Source organism: Streptomyces sp. NPDC002795 (assembly GCF_042888725.1).
Taxonomy (GTDB): domain Bacteria; phylum Actinomycetota; class Actinomycetes; order Streptomycetales; family Streptomycetaceae; genus Streptomyces.
In genome coordinates this window covers 340,666-364,626 of the sequence record NZ_JBIAQB010000009.1, presented here as the reverse complement: position 1 = coordinate 364,626, position 23,961 = coordinate 340,666, and the positions used below count along the sequence as shown (strand labels likewise).

At 68.3% G+C, this 23,961-nt stretch carries 17 protein-coding genes and 1 tRNA gene; 9 read left to right on the top strand and 9 right to left on the bottom strand.

Going from position 1 to position 23,961, the window contains the following annotated elements; translation table 11 throughout:
• Positions 1–15 precede the first annotated feature (15 nt).
• Positions 16–1,944, bottom strand: a complete 1,929-nt coding sequence (locus tag ACFYWS_RS27865; RefSeq protein WP_389280927.1) for a Xaa-Pro dipeptidyl-peptidase — start codon at positions 1,942–1,944, stop codon at positions 16–18.
• Positions 1,945–2,474: 530 nt separating this feature from the next.
• Between ACFYWS_RS27865 and ACFYWS_RS27860 the strand changes: the two genes are divergently transcribed.
• The 5 genes from ACFYWS_RS27860 to ACFYWS_RS27840 all read left to right on the top strand — a co-directional run bounded on the left by ACFYWS_RS27860 (position 2,475) and on the right by ACFYWS_RS27840 (position 8,113).
• Positions 2,475–3,713, top strand: coding sequence for a branched-chain amino acid ABC transporter substrate-binding protein (locus tag ACFYWS_RS27860; protein WP_389280926.1), 1,239 nt, complete (start codon positions 2,475–2,477; stop codon positions 3,711–3,713).
• A gap of 116 nt (positions 3,714–3,829) precedes the next feature.
• The gene (locus ACFYWS_RS27855; RefSeq protein WP_389280925.1) at positions 3,830–4,759 is read left to right on the top strand and encodes a branched-chain amino acid ABC transporter permease; all 930 of its coding nucleotides are present in this window, start codon (positions 3,830–3,832) and stop codon (positions 4,757–4,759) included.
• Between the two features lie 5 nt (positions 4,760–4,764).
• Positions 4,765–6,552 (top strand): branched-chain amino acid ABC transporter permease, encoded by a 1,788-nt coding sequence (locus tag ACFYWS_RS27850; RefSeq protein ID WP_389280923.1) that lies wholly within the window; start codon positions 4,765–4,767, stop codon positions 6,550–6,552.
• A 5-nt stretch (positions 6,553–6,557) separates the two neighbouring features.
• Positions 6,558–7,400, top strand: coding sequence for an ABC transporter ATP-binding protein (locus ACFYWS_RS27845; protein WP_389281068.1), 843 nt, complete (start codon positions 6,558–6,560; stop codon positions 7,398–7,400).
• On the top strand, positions 7,397–8,113 hold the full coding sequence (locus ACFYWS_RS27840; RefSeq protein WP_389280922.1) for an ABC transporter ATP-binding protein: 717 nt from the start codon (positions 7,397–7,399) through the stop codon (positions 8,111–8,113). The genes ACFYWS_RS27845 and ACFYWS_RS27840 overlap by 4 nt, the downstream gene beginning before the upstream one ends.
• Positions 8,114–8,183: 70 nt before the next feature.
• Here ACFYWS_RS27840 and ACFYWS_RS27835 read toward each other — a convergent pair whose 3' ends face one another.
• Positions 8,184–8,840, bottom strand: coding sequence for an ANTAR domain-containing response regulator (locus tag ACFYWS_RS27835; RefSeq protein ID WP_389280920.1), 657 nt, complete (start codon positions 8,838–8,840; stop codon positions 8,184–8,186).
• Between the two features lie 106 nt (positions 8,841–8,946).
• On the opposite strand from ACFYWS_RS27835, the gene ACFYWS_RS27830 reads away from it, so the two are divergent.
• Positions 8,947–9,021: transfer RNA gene (locus tag ACFYWS_RS27830), tRNA-Leu, on the top strand.
• A 106-nt stretch (positions 9,022–9,127) separates the two neighbouring features.
• A complete protein-coding gene (locus tag ACFYWS_RS27825) occupies positions 9,128–9,910 on the top strand; it encodes a transcriptional regulator (RefSeq protein ID WP_389280919.1) in 783 nt (260 codons plus the stop codon).
• Between the two features lie 10 nt (positions 9,911–9,920).
• On the opposite strand, the gene pyk is transcribed toward ACFYWS_RS27825, so the two are convergent.
• Both pyk and ACFYWS_RS27815 read right to left on the bottom strand, forming a co-directional pair.
• Positions 9,921–11,357 (bottom strand): pyruvate kinase, encoded by a 1,437-nt coding sequence (gene pyk, locus ACFYWS_RS27820; protein ID WP_389280917.1) that lies wholly within the window; start codon positions 11,355–11,357, stop codon positions 9,921–9,923.
• Positions 11,358–11,491: 134 nt separating this feature from the next.
• Entirely contained in the window at positions 11,492–12,187 is a 696-nt protein-coding gene (locus ACFYWS_RS27815; protein ID WP_389280915.1) for an SIMPL domain-containing protein, read from the bottom strand.
• A gap of 113 nt (positions 12,188–12,300) precedes the next feature.
• Between ACFYWS_RS27815 and ACFYWS_RS27810 the strand changes: the two genes are divergently transcribed.
• Positions 12,301–14,115: a bifunctional metallophosphatase/5'-nucleotidase gene (locus ACFYWS_RS27810; protein WP_389280913.1), complete on the top strand. Its 1,815-nt coding sequence runs from the start codon at positions 12,301–12,303 to the stop codon at positions 14,113–14,115.
• 18 nt (positions 14,116–14,133) lie between these two features.
• Here the strand turns inward: ACFYWS_RS27810 and ACFYWS_RS27805 are convergent, their stop codons facing one another.
• From ACFYWS_RS27805 to ACFYWS_RS27785, 5 genes are all read right to left on the bottom strand, one after another.
• Positions 14,134–15,594: a lysine N(6)-hydroxylase/L-ornithine N(5)-oxygenase family protein gene (locus tag ACFYWS_RS27805; protein ID WP_389280912.1), complete on the bottom strand. Its 1,461-nt coding sequence runs from the start codon at positions 15,592–15,594 to the stop codon at positions 14,134–14,136.
• Complete coding sequence (locus ACFYWS_RS27800) at positions 15,591–16,931, bottom strand: aminotransferase class V-fold PLP-dependent enzyme (protein WP_389281066.1); 1,341 nt, start codon at positions 16,929–16,931, stop codon at positions 15,591–15,593. Before ACFYWS_RS27800 ends, ACFYWS_RS27805 begins: the two co-directional genes overlap by 4 nt.
• A 1,169-nt stretch (positions 16,932–18,100) precedes the next feature.
• Positions 18,101–20,677, bottom strand: a complete 2,577-nt coding sequence (gene pepN / locus ACFYWS_RS27795) for an aminopeptidase N (protein ID WP_389280910.1) — start codon at positions 20,675–20,677, stop codon at positions 18,101–18,103.
• 99 nt (positions 20,678–20,776) lie between these two features.
• Complete coding sequence (locus ACFYWS_RS27790; RefSeq protein ID WP_389280909.1) at positions 20,777–21,118, bottom strand: chorismate mutase; 342 nt, start codon at positions 21,116–21,118, stop codon at positions 20,777–20,779.
• A 6-nt stretch (positions 21,119–21,124) separates the two neighbouring features.
• Entirely contained in the window at positions 21,125–21,991 is an 867-nt protein-coding gene (locus ACFYWS_RS27785; protein ID WP_389281064.1) for a helix-turn-helix domain-containing protein, read from the bottom strand.
• Positions 21,992–22,148: 157 nt separating this feature from the next.
• On the opposite strand from ACFYWS_RS27785, the gene ACFYWS_RS27780 reads away from it, so the two are divergent.
• Positions 22,149–23,894 (top strand): beta-galactosidase family protein, encoded by a 1,746-nt coding sequence (locus tag ACFYWS_RS27780; protein WP_389280907.1) that lies wholly within the window; start codon positions 22,149–22,151, stop codon positions 23,892–23,894.
• Positions 23,895–23,961 lie beyond the last annotated feature (67 nt).

Sequence of the window (23,961 nt, the reverse complement as noted above, 5' to 3'; positions counted from 1 at the left end):
CGGACGCCCCGGCGCCTACCCCTTGCGGGTGGGCGCCACCGGCAGCGTCACCGAGCTGTCCCCGGCGCGCACGGTCATCCGCGTGCCCGCCGGGTAGCGCAGCGTGTAGTCGTAGTCGGTGGAGATCAGGACGACGCCGAGCCGGTGCCCGGCCTTGAAGACGTAGTCCTCGGGCTGCAGGTCCCAGCGCAGCCGGTACTCGCGGCCCTCGACGACCTTGGACTGACGCTCGTACGACGCCCGGTTCCGGGCATCCAGCCAGCCCCGCGTCACGATCTTGTAGTCGGCGGTCTCGGTGCGGTGCTTCGCGCGGTACGCGCAGCCCGTCTCACCGGCGAGGCCCGGCACGCCCTGGCCGTAGCAGACCTGCTGCGAGGTGTCGGTGACCGTGCCCGACGTGGCCCGGGTGTCCCGCCCGTAGTCGACGAGCAGCGCGGTCACGTACGGCGACGTACCGGCCAGCGAGGCCCGCACATCGACCTCGGGCACACCATTGAGCCGGACGTCCTTGTCCAGCGTCCCCGTCGTGTACGCGAGCCGGTTCGGGTTCGGGTCGTCCGGCGACGTCACCAGCTTGTCCGCGGCGACCGTCCGGCCCGCGTCCGTCAGCGACTGGACGCGCCTGGGGCCCGCCTTGCTCCCCAGTGTGCCGTCGGCGCGCATCCGAAGTGTCGTCGAGCGCGTACCGGCCGCCGGCCAGTCGCTCTGCTGCCTCCAGCTGAAGTCGGCCTGCTCGACGTCGACTTGGGGCTCCTTCGTGACGCCGTTGTCGATGCCGTACAGATAGTGGTCGAACCAGTGGTGGACCTGGCTCAGCCACTCCTCCATGCGCAGCGGCATCGGATTGGCGTGCCCGGCCTGGTGCAGCCACAGCTTGCGCGGCACATGGTTCTTCTTCAGCGCCTCCCACAACTGGCCCGCGTTCTTCGTCTTCACGTTCCAGTCGTTGAGGCCGTGCACGACGAACGTCGCCGCCTTGATCCGGCGCGCGTCCTTCAGGTAGTCGCGCTCCTGCCAGTACGGCGACCAGTCACCGCTCACCCGGTCCTGATCACGCTCCAGCGAGTCGAGCACCGGCTTGCAGATCTCCCGGTCGGCCCGCGAGTACACGTACCTGGCGAGCACATCCGTGTCCTCGCCCTGGTAGGTACCAGGCGCCACGACACCGCCGTTCGCACGGTAGTAGTCGTACCAGGAGGAGATCCCGGAGATCGGCACGATCGCCTTGAGACCTTCAACTCCCGTACTGGCGACGGCGGTCGGCAGAGTGCCGTTGTACGAGATGCCCATCATGGCGGAGTCACCGGTCGACCAGTCCGCACGGACCGGCTCACCCTCGGTGTCCCAGCCCTTCGCGCGGCCGTTCAGCCAGTCGATCGCGGCCTTCGCACCGAGCGTCTCATTGCGGCCACCGGAGGTCGGACAGCCGGTGGAGTCGCCGGTACCGAGGCTGTCGACCTCGGCCACGGCATAGCCGCGCGGCAGGAAGTAGTTGTCGTAGTACCCGCCGTACGCCACGGCCGGGCCCGCCAACCCTGCCTTGCCCGGCGCCTGTTGGAACTTCCCACCCGACTCCGGCAGCCCGTCCTCGTCCAGGTCGACGACATGGTTCGGGACATCGTTGCCACCCGCCCAGTACGGGCTCGCCTCCACGATCGTGGCGACCTTCAGGCCCGCCGTCTCCGTCTCCTTGGGCCGCAGAATCCGCATGCGCACGGTGTCGCGCTTCCCGTCACCGTCACTGTCGGCCTCCGTCTGCACGTCGACCTTCTGCAGCACGGCGTCCGCACGCGAGAAGACGGGCTGCGTCTCACGATCCTTGATCCTCAACTCCGCACGATCGGCGGAGGGTTGCACGGCATACGCGGACGGGGCGGCCGTAGCCGCCACCAACGCACACACCAAGGCCAGGCCGAAACGTCTCTTACCGGTGGATCTCACCATCGTGCCTCCAGGGGCGCGTTCGGGAGTTCACTCACGGAACAGGAGGTGCCACGAGACATTCCACCGCCCAACCCCCCACCCGACCAGAGGGCCTCCCCAACTCACTTGAGACGCAACGACATTGCGCCACCACGACACCCCGCGCGCACGCTGCGCGAACCTCCGGGACGAACTCACACAGCGGTAACACTCGGTTACCTCTGCCGCAACGAAGCAATGCGAACGTCGCACCGCGTAGCCCTGTCGACACTCACGGGGCGTACGCGACCATGTCGATCTTGAGAACACCCCGCTCCACTACGGGACTTGAGGTGATCATGGTCCGCCCCACCCGAGCGGCACGCCCCGGCATAACAAGAACGTCACAGCCTCTTCCGCACCCACGCTCCACCCTGCCACCTGCGCTTATAGTCACGGCCAGTCACCGCGCCGCCGGGCGCTCCACTTGCACGGCCCCTGTACCACTCCGTACGGCCCGGCGAGACACACGGCCCCTGGACCAGGGGGCCGCGCCAGGGAGAGGAATGATCGTGCGACACCGTTCTTTGCTCATACTCACCGCCGTGCTCACCACCGGAGCACTCACACTCAGCGCCTGCGGATCGCGCGACGAGGACAAAAAGTCCAGCGGCGGCGGCAACACCACCGTGGTCATCGGCGTCGACGCCCCGCTCAGCGGCGACCTCTCGGCCATCGGCATCGGCATCAAGAACTCCGTCGACCTGGCCGCGAAGATCGCCAACAAGAACAAAGAAGTCAACGGCGTCACCTTCAAGACCCAGCCGCTCGACGACGTCGCCAACCCCTCCACCGGCGGCCAGAACGCCACCAAGCTCGTCGGCCAGGACGACGTCCTCGGCGTCGTCGGCCCCCTCAACTCCAGCGTCGCCCAGTCGATGCAGAAGACGTTCGCCTCCGCGAACCTCGTCCAGGTCTCACCCGCGAACACCGCACCCGAACTCACCCAGGGCGCCAAGTACGCGACGAAGAAGGCCCGCCAGTTCGACACGTACTTCCGCACCGCCACCACCGACGCCCTCCAGGGCCCGTACGCCGCCCAATACGCGTACAACACCCTCAAGTTGAAGACGGTCTACTCCGTCGACGACAAGAAGACCTACGGAGCGGGCCTCGCCCGCACCTTCCGCCAGGAATTCACCAAGCTCGGCGGCAAGGTCATCGCCACCGACCACATCAACCCCGACGACCGCGACTTCGGCGCCATCGCCACAAAGATCAAGAACTCCAAGGCCGACTTCGTCTACTACGGCGGCGAATACCCGGCCGGCGCCCCCCTGTCCAAGCAGATCAAGGACGCCGGAGCCAAGATCCCCGTCGTCGGCGGCGACGCCCTCCAGAGCGCCGACTACACCAAGCTCGCAGGCAAGGCAGCCGAAGGCGACTTCGCCACCTCCGTCGGCGCCCCGCCCGCAAAGCTGGACACCGCAAAGAAGTTCATCGCCGACTACGAGGCCGGCGGCTACAAGGAGCCCTACGAGACCTACGGCGCCCTCTCCTACGACGCCGCCTGGGTCATCGTCCAAGCCGTCAAACAGGTCATGGCCGACAACGACGGCAAGCTTCCCAGCGACCCCAAGGAAGCCCGCAAGAAGATCACCGAAGCCACCCAGAAGGTCTCCTTCAACGGCGTCACCGGCAACGTCGCCTTCGACCAGTACGGCGACACCACCAACCGCACCCTGACCGTCTACCAGGTCAAGAGCGGCGAGCACACCCCGGTCAAGACCGGCGAGCTGGAAGCGCAGTAACGCACAGGGAGCACCCGGCACCCCGGCCGCTCCCCCAGTACCGCACCGAGCGCGGGGGGCCCACCAACAGCCCCCCGCGCACCCGTACTTGACACCACAACCACGGAGGCCCAGCGGTGCACGATCTGCCGCAACAGCTGGTCAACGGCCTGATCCTCGGAGCCCTGTACGGCCTCATAGCCGTCGGCTACACCATGGTCTACGGCATCATCCAGCTCATCAACTTCGCCCACGGCGAGATCTACATGATCGGCGGCTTCGGCGCCCTCACCATGTGGCTCTGGCTCCCCGGCGGAACATCCCTCGCCCTCGCCCTGCCCCTCATGCTCCTCATGGGCATCACCTGCTCCGTCCTCATCGCCGTCGGCGCGGAACGTTTCGCCTACCGCCCCCTCAGAAACGCCCCACGCCTCGCACCCCTCATCACCGCCATCGGCCTCTCCATCGCCCTCCAGCAAGCAGTCTGGGCCTTCTACCCCGACGCCAAGGCCGACCGCACCTTCCCCCAGTTCGAAGGCGGCCCCGTCGACCTCGGCGCCTTCAACCTCCAACGCGGCGACTTCTTCCTCATCATCGCCGCCCCCATCTGCATGGCAGCCCTCGCCTTCTTCGTCGCCAAAACCCGCACAGGCCGCGCCATGCAAGCCACCTCCCAAGACCCCGACACCGCCAAGCTCATGGGCATCAACACCGACCGCATCGTCGTCACCGCCTTCGCCATCGGCGGCGCCTTCGCAGCAGTCGCCGCCATGGCCTACGGCCTCAAATACGGCCAAGTCGGCTTCAAAATGGGCTTCATCGCCGGCCTCAAAGCCTTCACCGCCGCCGTACTCGGCGGCATCGGCAACATCTACGGCGCCATGATCGGCGGCCTCGCCCTCGGCCTCGCCGAAGCCCTCGCCACCGCCTACATCCAGGACATCCCCGGCATGGAACTCCTCGGCGGCGGAGCCTGGAAGGACGTCTGGGCCTTCGTCCTCCTCATCCTCGTCCTCCTGCTCCGACCCCAAGGCCTACTCGGCGAGCGCGTCGCGGACAGGGCGTGATCACCATGACGACGACCACCACCAAAAACGCCATGAACACCGCCACCATCCCCCTCCCCGAGAAGGCCGCCCGCTACGGCACCGCCGCAGCCGCCCTCCTCACCCTCGCCAGCACCTTCCTCGCCTGGACCTGGACCGACGAATTCCCCGGCGACCTCACCGTCACCGGCTACCCCGGCGGCCTCCAAGTCCTCACCCTCATCGGCGCGTTGATCACCCTGCTCCTGACCCTCTCAGGACTCGGCACCCGCGGCCTGCGCTGGCTCACCCCCGGCGGCACCACCGCCCCCACCCTCCTCTTCGCCCTCGGCACCCTCGGCACCACCGGCTACACCATGGGCGCCATCTCCGCGAAACTCGGCGGCACCGCCAACCTCGAACCCGGAGCCTGGATCGCCGGCATCGCCGCCCTCGCCACCACCCTCATCGCCCTCGGCCTCCCCGCCGACGTGAAGGACGACGAAGCCACCAACCCCTGGGCCCGCTTCCGCAACTCCCTCAAAGCCCCACCCCCACGCCCCAGCGCCACCACCCTCCCCGCCTGGGCCGAAATCCTCCTCATCGCCATCGCCTTCGGCCTCGCCCTCTACGTCTTCACATACGGCATCGACACCGAATACGGCGAACTCTTCGTCGGCTACCTCATCATCGTCGGATTCGGCGCCGCCGCCCTCTCCAAATCCGGCCTCCTCAGCCGCATCACCGGCCTCACCAACAAACACCGCAACATCAGCCTCACCGCCGCCTTCGTCGCCGCAGCAGCCTTCCCCTTCACCCAGACCAACGACACCTACACCAACGTCGCCGCCAACATCCTCGTCTTCGCCACCGTCGCCCTCGGCCTCAACGTCGTCGTCGGCCTCGCAGGACTCCTCGACCTCGGCTACGTAGCCTTCCTCGGCGTCGGCGCCTACGCAGCCGCCCTCGTCTCCGGCAGCCCCGACTCCACCATCGGCGTCCACTTCCCCTTCTGGGCAGCCGTACTCACCGGCGCCGCCGCATCACTCATCTTCGGCGTCGCCATCGGCGCACCCACCCTCCGCCTCCGAGGCGACTACCTCGCCATCGTCACCCTCGGCTTCGGCGAAATCTTCCGCATCACCATGAACAACCTCGACGGCGACTCAGGACCCGACGTCACCAACGGCCCCAACGGCATCCCCAACATCCCCGACCTCAAAATCTTCGGCTTCGACCTCGGCGAAACCCACACCGTCCTCGGCGTCGACCTCGGCCGCTTCGCCAACTACTACCTCCTCATGCTGTTCTTCACGATCATCGTCGTGACCGTCTTCCGCCGCGCAGGCGCCAGCCGCATCGGCCGCGCCTGGGTCGCCATCCGCGAAGACGAAACAGCCGCCCGCGCCATGGGCATCAACGCCTTCCGCCTCAAACTCCTCGCCTTCGCCCTCGGCGCAGCACTCGCAGGCATGGCCGGCTCCGTACAGGCCCACGTCCAATACTCCGTCACCCCCGACCAGTACAAATTCGTCGAGAACGCACCACCCAACTCCGCATTCCTGCTCGCCGCAGTCATCCTCGGCGGCATGGGCACCGTCAGCGGCCCCCTCATCGGCGCAGCCCTCCTCTACCTCATCCCGGCGAAACTCCAATTCATCGGCGACTACCAACTCCTCCTCTTCGGCGTCGCACTGATCCTCCTCATGCGCTTCCGCCCCGAAGGCCTCATCGCCGACCGCCGCAAAAAACTCGAATTCCACGACACCGGCCAACTCGACGTACCAGAACAAAGCGTGACCGATGATCCGTCCGTCACCAAGGCGGGGGCGTGACCACCATGACCGACACCGTGCTCCAAGCCACCGGCGTCACCATGCGCTTCGGCGGCCTCACCGCAGTACGAGACGTCGACCTCCACGTCGACAAAGGCGAAATCGTCGGCCTCATCGGCCCCAACGGCGCCGGAAAAACCACCTTCTTCAACTGCCTCACCGGCCTCTACATCCCCACCGAGGGCAAAGTCTCCTACCAAGGGTCCGTCCTCCCACCCCAACCCCACCTCGTCACCAAAGCAGGCGTCGCCCGCACCTTCCAGAACATCCGCCTCTTCGCCAACATGACCGTCCTCGAAAACGTCCTCGTAGGCCGCCACACCAGGACAAAAGAAGGCCTCTGGTCAGCCCTCCTCCGCGGACCCGGCTTCAAAAAAGCCGAACGCGGCAGCGAAGAACGCGCCATGGAACTCCTCGAATTCATCGGCCTCGCCCACAAACGCGAACACCTCGCCCGCAACCTCCCCTACGGCGAACAACGCAAGCTGGAAATCGCGAGGGCACTCGCGAGTGAACCCGGACTGCTGCTCCTCGACGAGCCGACAGCGGGAATGAACCCGCAAGAAACCCGCGCCACCGAAGAACTCGTCGTCGCCATCCGCGACAAGGGCGTCGCCGTCCTCGTCATCGAGCACGACATGCGCTTCATCTTCAACCTCTGCGACCGCGTCGCCGTCCTCGTACAAGGCGAAAAACTCGTCGAAGGCACCAGCGCAGTCGTCCAAGGCGACGAACGCGTCATCGCCGCCTACCTCGGCACCCCCTTCGAAGGCGCCCCCGAAGACACCGCCATCGAAGAAGTCCAGGCCGCGGAAGCCCAAGCCGGCGGGGAAGGAAACGACCAGTGACCGCACTGCTCGAGGTCGAAGACCTCAAGGTCGCCTACGGCAAGATCGAAGCCGTCAAAGGCATCTCCTTCAGCGTCGAAGAAGGCCAGGTCGTCACCCTCATCGGCACCAACGGCGCCGGCAAAACGACCACGCTACGCACCCTGTCCGGCCTGCTGAAACCCTCAGCCGGCAAGATCAGCTTCGCCGGACAGCCCCTCGCCACCGTCCCCGCACACAAGATCGTCGCCATGGGCCTCGCCCACTCCCCCGAAGGCCGCCGCATCTTCCCGCGCCTGACGATCATGGAGAACCTCCAACTCGGAGCGTTCCTCCGCCGCGACCAGGCGGCCGTCGAAAAGGACATGCAGCGGGCCTACGAACTGTTCCCCATCCTGGGGGAGCGCAGGAAACAGGCAGCGGGAACCCTCTCGGGCGGAGAACAGCAAATGCTGGCCATGGGACGGGCATTGATGTCCCAACCGAAGCTTCTGATGCTGGATGAACCGTCCATGGGCCTGTCGCCGATCATGATGCAGAAAATCATGTCGACCATCAGCGAACTCAAGGCACAAGGCACGACAATCTTGCTGGTCGAACAGAACGCACAGGCGGCACTCTCACTCGCCGACCAGGGCCACGTCATGGAAGTCGGCTCCATCGTCCTCTCCGGCACCGGCGAAGACCTCCTCCACGACGAATCCGTCCGCAAGGCGTACCTCGGCGAGGACTGATGGCCTTACGCGGATACGACTGAGGCCCGCGCCCCCTTCAGGGGTGCGGGCCTCAGTCATGCCTGCGGGGTCAGCCCTTCGACGCCTTCTTCTCCTCGGCGTCCTCAATGACCGCCTCGGCAACCTGCTGCATCGAAAGCCGACGATCCATCGACGTCTTCTGAATCCAACGGAACGCCGCCGGCTCCGTCAGCCCGTACTCCGTCTGCAACACCGACTTCGCCCGGTCCACCAGCTTCCGCGTCTCAAGCCGCTGCGTAAGGTCCGCGACCTCGTTCTCCAGCGTCTTCAGCTCCGTGAACCGGGACACGGCCATCTCGATCGCCGGAACGACATCACTCTTACTGAACGGCTTCACGAGGTACGCCATCGCACCGGCGTCGCGCGCACGCTCCACCAGGTCGCGCTGCGAGAACGCGGTCAGCATCAGAACCGGGGCGATCGACTCACCGGCGATCTTCTCCGCCGCGCTGATGCCATCCATCTTCGGCATCTTCACGTCGAGGATCACGAGGTCGGGCTTGTGCTCACGGGCCAGCTCGACGGCCTGCTCGCCGTCACCGGCCTCGCCCACGACGGAGTAGCCCTCTTCCTCGAGCATCTCTTTGAGGTCGAGGCGAATGAGGGCCTCGTCCTCGGCGATGACGACGCGGGTCGTCAGCGGCGGGACGTGCGACTTGTCGTCGTCGACTGCGTCTACGGGCTCGGGCGTCTCGGGGGCGGTCACGGGGCGCTCCTTGGTGAGGCAGGGCGGGGGGTACTGCTTACAAGAGCCTACCTAGCTGCGATATGGTGGTCGCGCAGCGGGTCGCAGTTAACCTTCGATTCTGCGGGCCCCGGTAGCCCAATTGGCAGCAGGCAATGGATTCAAAACCCATACAGTGTCGGTTCGAGTCCGACCCGGGGCACTTTTCCTTCGATTCGAAGGTTACCAACCGAAAGCGGATGCTCACGTTCTCGTGAACATCCGCTTTTTGCTGCGCGTCGCACAGTGCGAGCACGCAGAGTGACCACATGTACGACATGGGTACACGCAAGCGAGCGCTGGCGCTGGTGGCACAGGGGCGCAGCATGAACTCGGTGAGCAAGGAGACCGGCGTCTCCAGAGCTGCGATCCGTGCTTGGCAGACACGTATCGAACCGCTACCCCGCATGCAGCCCCAGGCCAGGCCCTGCGTCCGCTGCAGACCTGCGCCCGGCTTCCCGGCCGATGCGGCGGCGTACAGCTACCTCTTGGGGCTCTACCTCGGCGATGGCTGCATCAGTCCGGGGATGCGCTCCGGCTACTTTCTCCGGATCGCCTGTGCCAACGTCTATCCCGGCCTCATCGAGCTGTGCGCCACCGCCATGCGTTCCATCAACCCGAGCGGCAAGTGCTCCCGTGTCCAGGCCGTCGGTTACGTCTCAGTCGTCGGCTACAGCCAACACTGGCCCTGCCACTTCCCTCAGCACGGGCCTGGCAAGAAGCACGAGCGAACGATCGAACTGGAGGCCTGGCAGCAGGAGATCGTCGACAGCCACCCGTGGGAGTTCGTCCGGGGGCTCGTCCACTCCGACGGGTGCCGGGTCACGAACTGGACGACCCGGATCATCGGTGGAGAGACCAAGCGATACGAGTACCCGCGGTACTTCTTCACCAACACGTCCACCGACATCATCCAGCTCTACACCGACACCCTCGACCAACTCGGGATCGAGTGGAAGACGCTCAATCAGAGCCGGTCCGCGGTCACCATCTCGGTCGCCCGAAAGGGATCGGTGGTCTTCATGGACGCCCACATCGGCCCCAAATACTGACCCGCAACCCCTACTTGGGACTGTCGTCCTCGCCGATGTGGTGGATGCGGACCAGGTTCGTGGAGCCGGCCACCCCGGGAGGGGAGCCCGCCGTGATGACGACGATGTCGCCCTTCTCGCAGCGGCCGATCTTCAGGAGTTGTTCGTCCACCTGGGCGACCATCGCGTCGGTGGAGTCGACGTGCGGTCCCAGGAACGTCTCCACGCCCCACGTGAGGTTGAGCTGCGAGCGCGTCGCGAGGTCCGGGGTGAAGGCGAGGAGCGGGATCGGGGAGCGGTAGCGGGAGAGGCGGCGGACGGTGTCGCCGGACTGGGTGAAGGCGACGAGGAATTTGGCGCCGAGGAAGTCGCCCATTTCGGCTGCGGCGCGGGCGACGGCGCCGCCTTGGGTGCGGGGCTTGTTGCGTTCGGTGAGCGGCGGGAGGCCCTTGGCGAGGATGTCTTCTTCTGCCGCTTCGACGATGCGGCCCATGACCTTGACCGTTTCGATGGCGTATTTGCCGACGCTGGTTTCACCGGAAAGCATGACGGCGTCGGTGCCGTCGATGACGGCGTTGGCGACGTCGCTCGCTTCGGCGCGTGTGGGGCGGGAGTTGTCGATCATCGAGTCGAGCATTTGGGTGGCGACGATGACCGGCTTCGCGTTGCGCTTGGCGAGTTTGATGGCGCGCTTTTGGACGATGGGGACTTGTTCGAGGGGCATTTCGACGCCGAGGTCGCCGCGGGCGACCATGATGCCGTCGAATGCGGCGACGATGTCGTCGATGTTGTCGACGGCCTGGGGCTTTTCGACCTTGGCGATGACGGGGAGGTGGCGGCCTTCTTCGCGCATGATGCGGTGGACGTCTTCGATGTCGCGGCCGCTGCGGACGAAGGAGAGGGCGATGACGTCGGCTCCGGTGCGCAGGGCCCAGCGGAGGTCGGCTTCGTCCTTGTCGGAGAGGGCGGGGACGGAGACGGCGACTCCGGGGAGGTTGAGGCCTTTGTGGTCGGAGACCATGCCGCCTTCGATGACGAGGGTGCGGACGCGGGGTCCGTCGACGTCGGTGACTTCGAGGGTGACTTTGCCGTCGTCGACGAGGATGCGTTCGCCGGTGGTGACGTCTTGGGCGAGGCCGTCGTAGGTGGTGCCGCAGGTTTGGCGGTCGCCTTGGATGCCGTTTTCGACGGTGATGGTGAACTCGTCGCCGCGTTCGAGTAGTACGGGTCCTTCGCTGAATCGGCCGAGTCGGATCTTCGGGCCTTGAAGGTCGGCGAGGATTCCGACGCTGCGGCCGGTTTCGTCGGAGGCCTTTCGTACGTGCTGGTAGCGCTCCTCGTGTTCGGCGTAGGTGCCGTGGCTGAGGTTGAAGCGGGCTACGTCCATTCCGGCTTCGACGAGTGCTTTGATCTGCTCGTACGAGTCGGTGGCGGGGCCCAGGGTGCAGACGATCTTTGCTCGGCGCATGTTTTCGAGCCTAGACCTTACCGGCGGGTAGGGAATTGGCCGGTCATGACTACTCAACAACCTTTAGGTGAAGGGCTATTGACAAGCCTTGAATGTGGGCGGCGCTGCGCTCTGATGAGCGGTCAGAGGGTTGGTCAGAGTGTCGGTGGGTGCATCGTAAAGCGGGCGTTGACCTGGGCTCGAACGCGTTGGCGTTGGGGTTCGAGGTCGAGTGCGGGGGCGGGTTCGGGGTCGGCGCCGGCGTAGGCGGCTGTGCGCATCATGCCGCGGGGCATGGCGTGGTCCGCCATGGTCGTCTCGTCGGCGCCGATGTCGGCGATTTCGATGAGTGCGGCGAGGGTGGTGCCGAGGGCTTCGGCGTATTCGCGGGCGCGTTGGACGGCTTCGCGGACGGCTTGTTGTCGGGCTTGGGCGTGTACGGGTGAGGTGGGGCACAGGGACCACCAGGGGCCTTCGACGGTGGTGAGGTCGAGGTCGGCGAGGCGGGTGGTGAGTTCGCCGAGTGCGGTGAAGTCGGTGAGGTCGGCGGTGATGTGGACGCGGCCGTGGTAGGTGCGGATGCGTTCGCCGCGGCCGCGTTTGGTGAGTTCGGGGGTGATGGAGAGGGCGCCGGTGGCGGTTTTGTCGATGGCGTCTCCGTAGCTCTTGATGAGGTCGAGTACGTGGGTGTTGCGGCGGGTGAGGTCTTCGAGGGCGGTGCGGCGGTCGGTGCCGCGGGCGGCGACGGTGATGCCGATGCGGGCGAGTTCGGGTTCGGCTTCGATGTGGGCTTCTCCGCGGACGGCGATGCGTGGGGCTTCGGGGGTGGCGGTGTGGTGGTCGTTGGCCATGGGCCCACCTTGTCATCATCGAAACGAAACCTCTTGAGGCTGTTGCGAGTTGGGGTTGGTGAGCAAGAATCTACGCGCGTCGCTTTGGCGTACTCGTAGACGAGGAGACCTCGATGTCGTTGGACCGTAGATCGTTTCTCGCCAGGTCGGCTGCCACGGGTGCCGGGGTGGCCGTGACCGGTGCCGTGGTCGCGCCTTCCGCGTCCGCGTCCGCGTCGGCGGCGAAGCGGAAGAGGCCGGGGAAGCGGTACGCGTTCACCGTGATGGGGACGACGGACCTGCACGGTCATGTCTTCAACTGGGACTACTTCAAGAACGCCGACTACGCGGACGCTGCGGGCAACGCGCAGGGTCTGGCGCGGGTGTCGACGCTGGTGGACCAGGTGCGCGAGGAGAAGGGCCGGAGGAACACTCTGCTCATCGATGCCGGGGACACGATTCAGGGCACGCCGTTGACGTACTACTACGCGAAGGTCGATCCGATCACGGCGGACGGTGGTCCGGTGCATCCGATGGCGCGGGCGATGAACGCGATCGGGTACGACGCGGTGGCGCTCGGCAATCACGAGTTCAACTACGGCATCGAGACGCTCAGGAAGTTCGAGTCGCAGTGTGAGTTTCCGCTGCTGGGTGCGAATGCGGTGGACGCGAAGACGGAGCGGCCGGCGTTTCCGCCGTACTTCATGAAGCGGCTGCGTACTCCGCACGGCAAGGATGTGAAGGTGGCGGTCCTGGGTCTGACGAATCCGGGGATCGCGATCTGGGACAAGGCGTATGTGCAGGGCGTGTTGAAGTTTCCGGGGCTTGAGGAACAGGCGGCGAAGTGGGTGCCGAAGCTGCGGTCGATGGGCGCGGATGTGGTGATCGTGTCGGCGCATTCGGGGGCCTCGGGGCAGTCTTCGTACGGGGATCAGGTGCCGTACGTGGAGAACGCGGCGGCGAATGTCGCGAAGCGGGTGCCGGGGGTCGACGCGATTCTGGTGGGGCACGCGCACGTCGAGATCGAGCAGCAGTTGGTGACGAACGAGAAGACGGGGAAGTCGGTCGTCCTGTCGGAACCGCTCTGTTATGCGGAGCGGTTGACGTTGTTCGACTTCGATCTCGTCTGGGAGAAGGGGCGTTGGGTCGTCGAGTCGGTGAAGGCGTCGCTGCGGAACACGAATGCGGTGGCGGACGACCCGGCGATCTCGAAGCTGCTCGGGGAGCAGCACGAGGTGGTGGTGGCGTATGTCAATCAGGTCGTGGGGACGGCGAAGCAGGCGCTGACGACGGTTGATGCGCGCTACAAGGATGCGCCGATCATTGATTTGATCAATAAGGTGCAGGCGGATGTGGTGACGAAGGCGTTGGCGTCGACGGAGTACGCGTCGCTGCCGGTGCTTTCGCAGGCGTCGCCGTTCTCGCGTACGTCGGAGATTCCGGCCGGTGATGTGACGATCCGGGATCTGTCGAGTTTGTATGTGTACGACAACACGTTGGTGGCGAAGGCGATGACGGGTGCGCAGGTGCGGGCGTATCTGGAGTATTCGGCGGAGTATTTCGTGCAGACGGCGGCGGGTGCGGTTGTCGATGTGGACAAGCTGACGAATGCGGGTAATCGGCCGGACTACAACTACGACTATGTGTCGGGGTTGACGTACGACATCGATATCGCGCAGGCGGCGGGTTCGCGGGTCAAGAACGTGAGGTTCGAGGGGAAGGATCTGGATGACGCGGCGGAGTTCGTGTTCGCGGTGAACAACTATCGGGCGAACGGTGGTGGCGCGTTCCCGCATGTGGGGTCGGCGAAGGAGCTGTGGTCGGAGTCGACGGAGATCCGGACGCGGATCGCGGAGTGGGTGACGGCGAAGGGCGTCCTCGACTCGGCCGATTTCGCGTCGGTGGACTGGAGGTTGACGCGGGACGGGACGCCGGTGTTCGCGCGGTGAGTTGGCCTGTTGGCCGGGTCAGTCCTGGAGTTTGACCATGGTGCCGCGCTCTGTTGTCTGCTGTCCTGGCAGGGGGGCGCGGTGTTCGTGTCCGGTGAGGCCGAAGGTGGTGAAGGCGGTGCGCCGGGGCTGTGGGTAGGGGTCTTTGCCGGTGAGGGTGTTGAGGATGGTGGCGCTGCGCCAGGCGGCGAGTCCGAGGTCGGGGGCGCCGACGCCGTGGGTGTGGCGTTCGGCGTTCTGGACGTAGACGGAGCCTTGGACGCGGTCGTCGAGGACGAGGCGGAACCGGTCGTCGATGCGGGGGCGTTCGGAGTGGTCGCGGCGCAGGTAGGGGTCGAGTCCGGTGAGCATGCCGCTGAGGGGGCGTTCCTTGTAGCCGGTGGCGAGGACGACGGCGTCGGTGGTGAGGCGGGTGCGGGTGCCCTGTTGGCGGTGTTCGAGGTGGAGTTCGACTTTGGTGGTGGCGACGCGTCCTGCGGTGCGGATGCTGACGCCGGGGGTGAGGGTGGCGTCGGGCCAGCCGCCGTTCAGTGTGCGTTGGTAGAGCTCTTCGTGGATGGCGGCGATGGTGTCGGCGTCGATGCCTTTGTGGAGTTGCCATTGGGCGGGGACGAGGCGGTCGCGCTCGGCTTCGGGCAGGTGGTGGAAGTAGTGGCTGTAGTCGGGGGTGAAGTGTTCGAGGCCGAGTTTGCTGTACTCCATGGGGGCGAATGCTTCGCTGCGGGCGAGCCAGGTGATTTTTTCGCGGCCTGCGGGGCGGGCGCGGAGGAGGTCGAGGAAGATTTCGGCGCCGGATTGGCCGCTGCCGATGACGGTGATGTGTTCGGCGGCGAGCAGGCGTTCGCGGTGGGTGAGGTAGTCGGCGGAGTGCACGACGGGGACGGTGGGTGCTTCGGCGAGGGGTTTGAGGGGTTCGGGGATGTAGGGGGCGGTGCCGACGCCGATGGCGACGTTCTTGGTGTAGGTGCGGCCGAGGGCTTCGGCTTCGCCTTCGGCGTCTAGTTGGGTGAAGTCGACTTCGAAGAGGGCGCGTTCGGTGTTCCAGCGGACGGCGTCGACCTGGTGGGAGAAGTGGAGTCCGGGGAGGTTTTCGCTGACCCAGCGGCAGTAGGCGTCGTATTCGGCGCGCTGGATGTGGAAGCGTTCGGCGAAGTAGAAGGGGAAGAGGCGCTCGCGGGTTTTGAGGTAGTTGAGGAAGGTCCAGTGGCTGGTGGGGTCGGCGAGGGTCACCAGGTCGGCGAGGAAGGGGACTTGCAGTGTTGCGCCTTCGATGAGCAGGCCGGGGTGCCAGTGGAAGGCGGGGCGTTGTTCGTAGAAGGCGGTGTCGAGTTCGGTGAGGGGGTGGGCGAGGGCGGCGAGGGAGAGGTTGAAGGGGCCGATGCCGATGCCGACGAGGTCGCGGGGTGCTTCGGTGGGTGGTGTGGCGCGGTTGGGGGTGGGCCCGACTGACTCGGCTGACTCGGCTGACTCGGCTTTCATCGGGGGGTGTGTCCTTCCACCAGTTCCAGGAGGGCGGCGAGGTCTTCGGGGGTGGCGTGCGGGTTGAGCAGGGTGGCTTTGAGGTAGAGCTTTCCGTCCATGCGGGCGCGGCCGAGGACGGCGCGGCCTTCGGCGAGCAGGGTGCGGCGGATGGTGGCGATCGTGTCGTCGGTGGCGCCGGTGGGGCGGAAGAGGACGGTGGTGAGGGTGGGGGTGTCGTAGAGCTCGAAGTGCGGGTGCGCGTCGATGAGTTGTGCCAGGTGGTGGGCGAGCGCGGTGACGTCGTCGACGAGGGCGGCGAGTCCGGTGCGGCCGAGGGCTTTGAAGGTGACGGCCGTTTTGAGGACGTCGGGGCGGCGGGTGGTGCGCAGGGAGCGGCCGAGGAGGTCGGGGAGTCCGGCTTCGGTGTCGTCGTCGGCGTTGAGGTAGTCGGCCTGGTGGCCGAGGGCGTCTGTTTCGGTGGTGTCGCGTACGGCGAGGATGCCGGCGGCGACGGGTTGCCAGCCGAGTTTGTGCAGGTCGAGGGCGACGGTGTGGGCGCGGGCGAGGCCGTGCAGTTTGGGGGCTTCGCGGGGGCTGAAGAGGGCGCCGCCCCCGTAGGCGGCGTCGATGTGGAGGCGGGCGCCGTGCCGCTCGCAGATGTCGGCGATTTCGGGGAGCGGGTCGATGAGTCCGGCGTCGGTGGTGCCTGCGGTGGCGGCGACGAGTTTGGGCCCCGGGAGCGCGGTGAGCGCTTCGTCGAGTGCGGCCGGGTCGAGGGTGCCGGCGGGGGCGGGCACGGTGAGGGGTTCGGGCAGTCCGAGGAGCCAGGCGGCGCGGGTGAGGCTGTGGTGCGCGTTCTCACCGACGAGGAGGTGGACGGGTTCGCCGGGCGGGGCGGCCTCGCGGGCGAGGAGGACGGCGAGTTGGTTGGCTTCGGTACCGCCGGTGGTGATGAGGGCGTCGGGGGTGGGGGTGGGGGTGGATGGGGTGGCGGGGGCTGTGGGGTGGGGGCTTGTGCCGGAGGCCTCGTGGGCCAGGGGGGTTGGGGCAGCGGGGGCTGTTGCCTGGGAGTGGGAGGCCGCGGCGTCTGGGGGGCGGGTGTGGGAGGCCGCGGGGGCTGTGGGGTGGGGGCTTGTGCCGGAGGACTCGTGCGCCAGGGGGGTTGGGGTGGCGGGGGCTGTTGCCTGGGGGTGGGAGGCCGCGGAGTCTGGGGGGCGGGTGCGGGAGGCCGCGGGGGCTGTGGGGAGGGGGCTTGTGCCGGAGGACTCGTGAGCCAGGGGGGTTGGGGCGGCGGGGGCTGTTGCCTGGGGGTGGGAGGCCGCGGCGTCTGGGGGGTGGGGGCTTGTGCCGTAGATCTCGTGGGCGAGGGTGGTGGTGACGAGGGCTTCCAGGGCGGAGGCGGCGGGGGCCTGGTCCCAGGAGTCCATGGAGGGGTTGAGCGCACTCGCGGCGAGGTCGGCGGCGGTGGCGACGGCGAGCGGTGGGCAGTGCAGGTGGGCGGCGCACAAGGGGTCGGCGGGGTCGGCCGCGCCTTCGGCGAGGGCGGTGACGAGGGTGCGGAGCGCTTCTTCGGAGCCTGTGCCGTGGGTGGGCAGCAACTCCCCTACGTCGTGGCGGAGTTGTGCCGTTACGGCCTCGGGGCCGCCCGCCGGGAGTGGGCCGCCTCGGTGGGCGGCGCCCTTACGCAGAGCATCGAGGACGGTGGCGAGCAACGGCCGCAGGGCGTCGGGGCCTTGGGTACCTCCGGCGAGGGGCGGCGTGCTGCGCATACGGGTCCTTTGCGTGGTTGGCGTACGTGATGCACCAGCTTTGCCTTTTGCCTGCTGATGCGTCCGCCGGACCGGTGAAGCTGACCCGAAAGTGGTATGGGTGAGGGTGGGGTGGGGGCCCGCTGTGCTAAGCCCCTCCGGGGCGGGGAAGGTGGGTGTTGCCCGGGTGGGCGCCGGGCTGTTCGGTCCCGGTTCCTGCGGTCCGCACCGGGGTTGGCCCCTGGGGGCTGCGCCCCCGGACCCCCGTTGCCCTTCGGGCTCGTCCTCAAACGCCGGACGGGCTTGATTGGGGCGTCTGCCACTGTCCGGGGCGGCGTGCGGTGCCGCGTGCCGATTGCCTCGGGGGTCAACCACGAGGCACGCCCGCCGCCACGGTCGACCGACGCCCCTGGAGGGGGCCGGTGGGTGGGAGATGGGCGGCGGAAGCCATACCGGCGCGTCCGGTGCCGGGCACCCGGCACCGCAGGCGCCGACCCCGGCAACACCACGGTCGGCCGACGCCCCCCGGCGGGTCCGGGTGGGTGGGAGATGGGCGGGGGAAGCCATACCGGCGCACCCGGCGCCGGACGCCCGGCACCGCAGGCGCCGACCCCGGCAACACCACGGTCGGCCGACGCCCCAAGTGTCGCCCCGGCAGAACCTGGACCGGCGCCCCAGGGGCCGCCCCCGCAGTAGCCCCGGCCCCCGGTAACCAGCACAACAAGCCCCCCCGGCCCCCGGCGCCGCGGCTCGTCCCGGAGGGTGCCGTTCCGGCCCTACGCCTCGCGTACCCGCAACGCTCGGCGTAGGTCGTCGAGTTGGTCGGTGAGTTTGCGGCGCAGGGCGGGGGGCGCGGCCGTCACGTGCTGGTCGCCCACGCGGAGCGTGTCCGCGTCGATGGCGTAGAGGGGGAACGCGTGGCGGCCCGCCGCCTCTGCGATCGCGGGGCCGCGGCGGGTGGCGAGCGCGGTGGCGTCGGTGAAGTAGCGGGGGACGTAGCCGCGCAGCAGGTCGGCCTGTTCGGGTTGCCAGAAGCCCTGGGCGGTGGCGGTGAAGAGGTAGTTGGACAGGTCGTGGGCGGGGTCCGTGGTGAACATGGCGGACCACGCCTCGGCCTTGGTCTGCGGGTCGGGCAGTGCGGCGCGGCAGCGGGCGGCGCCTTCTTGTCCGGTGGCGCTGGGGTCGTGGGCGAGTTCGGCCTCGATGACGGCTTCGTCGACGGCGCCGAGGACGCTGAGCCGGCCGAGGATGCGCCAGCGCAGTTCGGGGTCGAGTTCGGGTCCGCCGGGGACGGCCCCGGAGTCGTACCAGTCGCGGATGACGTCGGCGTGCTGGGCGGCGTCGATGAGGTGGCGTACGGCGGTGAGGCGGAGCCCTGGGTGGCTGCCGTCCTCGGTGCGGCGGACGAGGTCTTCGCACAGGGCGGTGATGAGGTCGAGGGCCTCGGGCCGGTCGGCGGGGTCGGTGTACCGGTCGGCGACCTGGGTGTGGGCGAAGGTGAGGACGCCCTGGACGAGGGCGAGGTCGCGCTCGTCGGGGAGGTGGGCGGCGACGGTCTCCAGGTAGGTGCCGGGTGCGAGTGCGCCGTCGCGGACCATGTCGCGCAGTGTGTTCCACAGGACGGCGCGGGTGAGGGCGTCGGGGATGCCGGAGAGGTGGCTCAGGGCGACGGCCTGGGAGTCGGGGTCGAGGCGGACCTTGGCGTAGGTGAGGTCGCCGTCGTTGAGGACGATGAGGGCGGGGCGGGGTCCGTGGGAGGAGATCGCGCTGCCGCCGGTCGTCTTGAGGTCGACTTCCAGGCGTTGGCGCAGGGTCAGTCGGTGGGGGGCGCCGGGGGCGGTGTCGTAGAGGCCGATGGTGATGTGGTGCGGGCGCTTGGCGGGCGAGGAGGTGAGCGTGGACAGGTGCCTGAGTCCGTCGCGGTCCTTGGCCGGGTCGGGGCCGCTCCACTCGCCCGGGCTGCCGGTGTGGTCCAGGTCGAGGTGCCATGCCGTGTCGTCGGTGGTGACGGTGGCGGTGAGGGTGTCGACGCCGGTGGTGCGCAGCCAGGTGTCGGCCCAGGCGTGTACGTCGCGTTCGGTGCCGGTGGCGAGGGATTCGATGAAGTCGGCGAGGGTGGCGTTGGCGAACTTGTGGCGCTTGAAGTGGGTGTTGATGCCGGCGAGGAAGTCCTTCTCGCCGAGCCAGGCCACCAGCTGGCGGAGCGCGGAGGCGCCCTTGGCGTAGGAGATCCCGTCGAAGTTGAGGAGTGCGGAGGCCGTGTCGGGTACGGATTCGGGGGCGACGGGGTGGGTGGAGGGGCGCTGGTCGGCGTCGTATCCCCAGGATTTGCGGGCGACTGCGAAGTCGATCCAGGTGTCGGTGTAGCGCGTGGCCTCGGTGAGGGTCTGGTAGCCCATGTACTCGGCGAACGACTCGTTCAGCCAGATGTCGTCCCACCATTGGAGGGTGACGAGGTCGCCGAACCACATGTGGGCCATCTCGTGGGCGATGACCATGGCGCGGGTCTGCCGCTCGGTGTCGGTGACGGCGGAGCGGTAGACGAACTCGTCGCGGAAGGTGACGAGTCCGGGGTTCTCCATGGCTCCCCAGTTGAACTCGGGGACGAACGCCTGGTCGTAGGAGTCGAAGGGGTAGGGCTCTTCGAACTTCTCGTGGTAGCGGTCGAAGCACGCGCGCGTGATGTCGAGGATCTCTTCGGCGTCGACGTCGAGGTGGGGCGCGAGTGAGCGGCGGCAGTGCAGGCCGAAGGGGAGGCCGCGGTGTTCGGTGCGGATGGAGTGCCAGGGGCCGGCGGCGACGGTGACCAGGTAGGTGGAGAGCAGTGGGGTCGTGGTGGCCTGCCAGCGGCCCTCCCCCAGGTGTTCGGTGACGCCGTTGGCGAGGACGGTCCAGCCTTCGGGGGCGGTGACGGTGAGGTCGAAGGTGGCCTTGAGGTCGGGCTGGTCGAAGGCGGCGAAGACGCGTGGGCAGTCGGCCATGGCCAGTTGGGCGTAGAGGTATGTCTCGCCGTCGGTGGGGTCGGTGAAGCGGTGCATGCCCTCGCCGGTGTGCGAGTAGCGCATGGAGGTGTCGATGCGCAGCTCGTGGGCGCCTTCGGTGAGGGCGGTGAGCGGGAGCCGGTTGTCGGCGAGGGAGGTGGGGTCGAGGGGCTGCCCGTCGAGGGTGGCGGAGCGCAGTTCGGCCGGCTTGAGCTCGACGAAGGTGTCACCTGTGGTGCACGCGGTGAACCGGATCACGGTGCGGGAGTCGAAGGTGTCGTCCCCGACGGTGAGGTCGAGGTCGACGGTGTACCGCTGGACGTCGATGAGCCGGGCTCGGCTTTGCGCTTCGCTGCGCGTCAGTACGGGCATGCGGTAATGCTGCCGCATGCCACTGACATCGGGACAGGGTGGATCTTGTGGCGGCCTGCCGGGGTTGCGGTCTCGGGGCTCTGCCCCGGACCCCGCTCCTCAATCGCCGGAGGGGCTCGATTGGGCGGCGATTTGTTCGTGGTGGCGGATGACTTCGCTGATGATGAAGTTGAGGAACTTCTCGGCGAAGGCGGGGTCGAGCTTGGCGTTCTCGGCGAGTTGGCGCAGGCGCTCGATCTGGCGGGATTCGCGGGCCGGGTCCGCCGGGGGCAGCTCGTGCTGGGCCTTGAGGTGGCCGACCTGCTGGGTGCATTTGAAGCGCTCGGCGAGCATGTGGACGACGGCGGCGTCGATGTTGTCGATGCTGTCGCGCAGGCGGGCGAGCTCGGCGCGCACGGCCGGGTCGGCTGCCGGCTTGTCGTTCGGCTTGCTGGTGGTCATGACGGATCACCCTACGTGGAGCATGGGCGGGTCGTCGGGGTCGGGGATCTTGTCGGACCAGCCGCCGGGTACGGCGCGGCCCTGTTGTTCGCGGAAGCGGACGGGTGCGGTGCCGACGCGGCGGGTGAAGAGGCGGGAGAAGTAGGCGGGGTCGTCGTAGCCGACGCGGCGGGCGACGGCGGCGACGGGGAGTTCGGTGGCGGCGAGGAGTTCTTTGGCGCGGCCGAGGCGGATGCCGAGGAGGTAGTCCTTGGGGCTGCATCCGGCGCCGCGGCGTACGGCGGTGCGCAGTTCGGCGGGGGTCATGCCGTGGCGGGCGGCGTGTGCGGCGACGGACAGGGGCTGGAAGGCGTCGCGGGCGAGGGCCGTCAGGACGGGGTCGCCGTCGGGGGCGAGGTCGGCGCGGGCGCGGCGCAGGGCGACGAGGAGTTCGTGGACGGCGGCGCCGGTCTCGACCTCCAGCAACGGATTGCCGCGGCGGGCCGCGCGGGCGATGCGGCCGACGGCGGCGCGGGCCTGGGCGGCTTCGGAGAGGGGGACGACGGGGCGGTCGGGTTCGATGTAGCCGAGTTCGGTGTACGTGGTGGTGGCGGGCCCTGTGAAGTCGACGAAGCACTCGTCCCAGCCGGTTTCGGGGTCGGCTCCGTAGTGGTGGGGGCGACCGGGGGTGAGCCAGATGAGGGCGGGGGCGGTGACGGTGCGGCGGGGTCCTCCGGTGTCCTGGTACCAGCCGTTGCCCGCGGTGATGACGACGGCGACGTGGTGGTCGAGGGTGCGGGGGCCGACGGTGGGCAGTGGCCCGTGCTGGAGTCCGACGCCGAGGCAGACGAGGCCGAGGCGGTGGTGGGCCGGGCTGGGTGTGAAGTACCGCATCCAGGTGTGGTACGTGGGCAATTGTCCCCTCCCGTGGTGGTGCGTGCGGCGTCCCCGTCCAACATCGGCCGATCTTTGTCCATGGACCCCGTCTGCCGCCAGAGGTGAGGGTGGCCGCCGGTGGGTGCTGCGCCCATCGGGCGATGAGGAGCACGTGATGACGGTTTTCCGGGTGGGCGAGGACGGCTTCGAGGTGGACGGGCGGCCGGTGCGGCTGCTGTCGGGGGCCTTGCACTACTTCCGGGTGCACGAGGAGCAGTGGGGGCACCGGCTGCGGATGCTGCGGGCGATGGGCCTGAACTGTGTGGAGACGTACGTGCCGTGGAATCTGCACGAGCCGCGCTCCGGTGAGGTGCACGACGTGGCGGCGGTGGGCCGCTTCCTTGATGCGGCCCAGCGGGAGGGGCTGTGGGTGATCGTGCGGCCGGGGCCCTACATCTGCGCGGAGTGGGAGAACGGGGGGCTTCCGCACTGGGTGACGGGTCGGCTGGGGGCACGCGCGCGTACCAGTGATGTGGAGTTCATGGCGTCGGTGGAGCGCTGGTTCGGTGTGTTGTTGCCGCAGGTCGTGGAGCGGCAGGTCGACCGGGGTGGTCCTGTGCTGATGGTGCAGGTGGAGAACGAGTACGGCAGTTACGGCTCGGACCGGCGTTATCTGCGGGCTGTCGCCGACCTTCTTGTGGGGCTCGGGGTGACGGTTCCGCTGTTCACGTCGGACGGCCCCGAGGACCACATGCTGAGTGGGGGGTCGGTTCCGGGGGTCCTTGCGACGGTGAACTTCGGGTCACGCGCGCGTGAGGCGTTCGCGTCGCTACGTAGGCACCGTCCTGGTGGGCCTTTGATGTGCATGGAGTTCTGGTGCGGCTGGTTCGACCACTGGGGTGCGAAGCACGTCGTGCGGGATCCGCGGGAGGCGGCGGACGCGTTGCGGGAGATCCTGGAGTGCGGGGCGTCGGTGAACCTGTACATGGCGCACGGCGGGACGAGTTTCGGGGGCTGGGCGGGCGCGAACCGGGGTGGTGGCGCGCTGCACGAGGGGCCGCTGGAGCCGGATGTCACGTCGTACGACTACGACGCTCCGATCGATGAGTTCGGCCGTCCTACGGAGAAGTTCTGGCTGTTCCGGGAGGTGCTCGCCGCGTATGTGGAGGGGCCGCTGCCGGAGGTGCCGCGGCAGCCGGCGGCCCTCGCGGGCCCGGTCGCGGCCCGGCTGACGGCGTTCACGGCCCTGGGCGGGGTGCTGGAGGCGCTGGGCGGCCCCGAGGCGGAGTACGCGGTGCCGCCGTCGTTCGAGGACCTTGACGTGGACCGTGGCCTGGTGCGGTACGCGGTGACGGTGCCGGGGCCTCGGCAGCCGTATCCGCTGCGGGCGCGCGGGCTGCGGGATCTGGCGCTCGTGTACGTCGACGGGGAGCGGGCCGGGGTGCTCACGGAGGAGGAGCCGGGCCTGGCCGAGCCGGTGGCGGGGCACGCGCGCGTGGAGCTGTGGGTGGAGTCCTTGGGGCGGGTCAACTACGGGCCGCGCACGGGTGAGCCGAAGGGGGTCACGGGCGGGCTGTTGCACGAGCGGCAGTTCCTGCACGGGGTGCGGGCGCGGGGGCTGCGCCTGGACGCCTTCACGGCTTGTGGGGTGGCCGCACTGCCGTCGGCTGCGGTGGAGGGTGAGGAGCGGGGCTTGTACCGGGGGTCCTTCGAGGTGTTCGGGGCGGGGGACGCGGCGCTCGAACTGCCGGGCTGGGGGCGGGGCTTCGTGTGGGTGAACGGGTTCTGTCTGGGCCGCTACTGGTCGGCGGGTCCGCAGGACGCCTTGTACGTGCCGGGTCCCGTCCTGCGTGAGGGCGGGAACGAGGTGTGGGTTCTGGAGCTCGATCGGGCCGGGGAGCCGCGGGTTGTGCTGCGGTGACGCGGGCGGGCCCGGGGACGACGCCCCGGGCCCGCATGGAGCGGCGAGGGCCTGTCGTTTGGATCAG

What these genes read in the sequence shown, in the direction of transcription:
- ACFYWS_RS27865 (WP_389280927.1), bottom strand. Translation starts at nt 1,944, where the DNA reads ATGGTGAGATCCACCGGTAAGAGACGTTTCGGCCTGGCCTTGGTGTGT.
- ACFYWS_RS27850 (WP_389280923.1), top strand. Translation starts at nt 4,765, where the DNA reads ATGACGACGACCACCACCAAAAACGCCATGAACACCGCCACCATCCCC.
- ACFYWS_RS27845 (WP_389281068.1), top strand. Translation starts at nt 6,558, where the DNA reads ATGACCGACACCGTGCTCCAAGCCACCGGCGTCACCATGCGCTTCGGC.
- ACFYWS_RS27825 (WP_389280919.1), top strand. Translation starts at nt 9,128, where the DNA reads ATGTACGACATGGGTACACGCAAGCGAGCGCTGGCGCTGGTGGCACAG.
- pyk (WP_389280917.1), bottom strand. Translation starts at nt 11,357, where the DNA reads ATGCGCCGAGCAAAGATCGTCTGCACCCTGGGCCCCGCCACCGACTCG.
- ACFYWS_RS27815 (WP_389280915.1), bottom strand. Translation starts at nt 12,187, where the DNA reads ATGGCCAACGACCACCACACCGCCACCCCCGAAGCCCCACGCATCGCC.
- ACFYWS_RS27810 (WP_389280913.1), top strand. Translation starts at nt 12,301, where the DNA reads ATGTCGTTGGACCGTAGATCGTTTCTCGCCAGGTCGGCTGCCACGGGT.
- ACFYWS_RS27805 (WP_389280912.1), bottom strand. Translation starts at nt 15,594, where the DNA reads ATGAAAGCCGAGTCAGCCGAGTCAGCCGAGTCAGTCGGGCCCACCCCC.
- pepN (WP_389280910.1), bottom strand. Translation starts at nt 20,677, where the DNA reads ATGCCCGTACTGACGCGCAGCGAAGCGCAAAGCCGAGCCCGGCTCATC.
- ACFYWS_RS27790 (WP_389280909.1), bottom strand. Translation starts at nt 21,118, where the DNA reads ATGACCACCAGCAAGCCGAACGACAAGCCGGCAGCCGACCCGGCCGTG.
- ACFYWS_RS27785 (WP_389281064.1), bottom strand. Translation starts at nt 21,991, where the DNA reads ATGCGGTACTTCACACCCAGCCCGGCCCACCACCGCCTCGGCCTCGTC.
- ACFYWS_RS27780 (WP_389280907.1), top strand. Translation starts at nt 22,149, where the DNA reads ATGACGGTTTTCCGGGTGGGCGAGGACGGCTTCGAGGTGGACGGGCGG.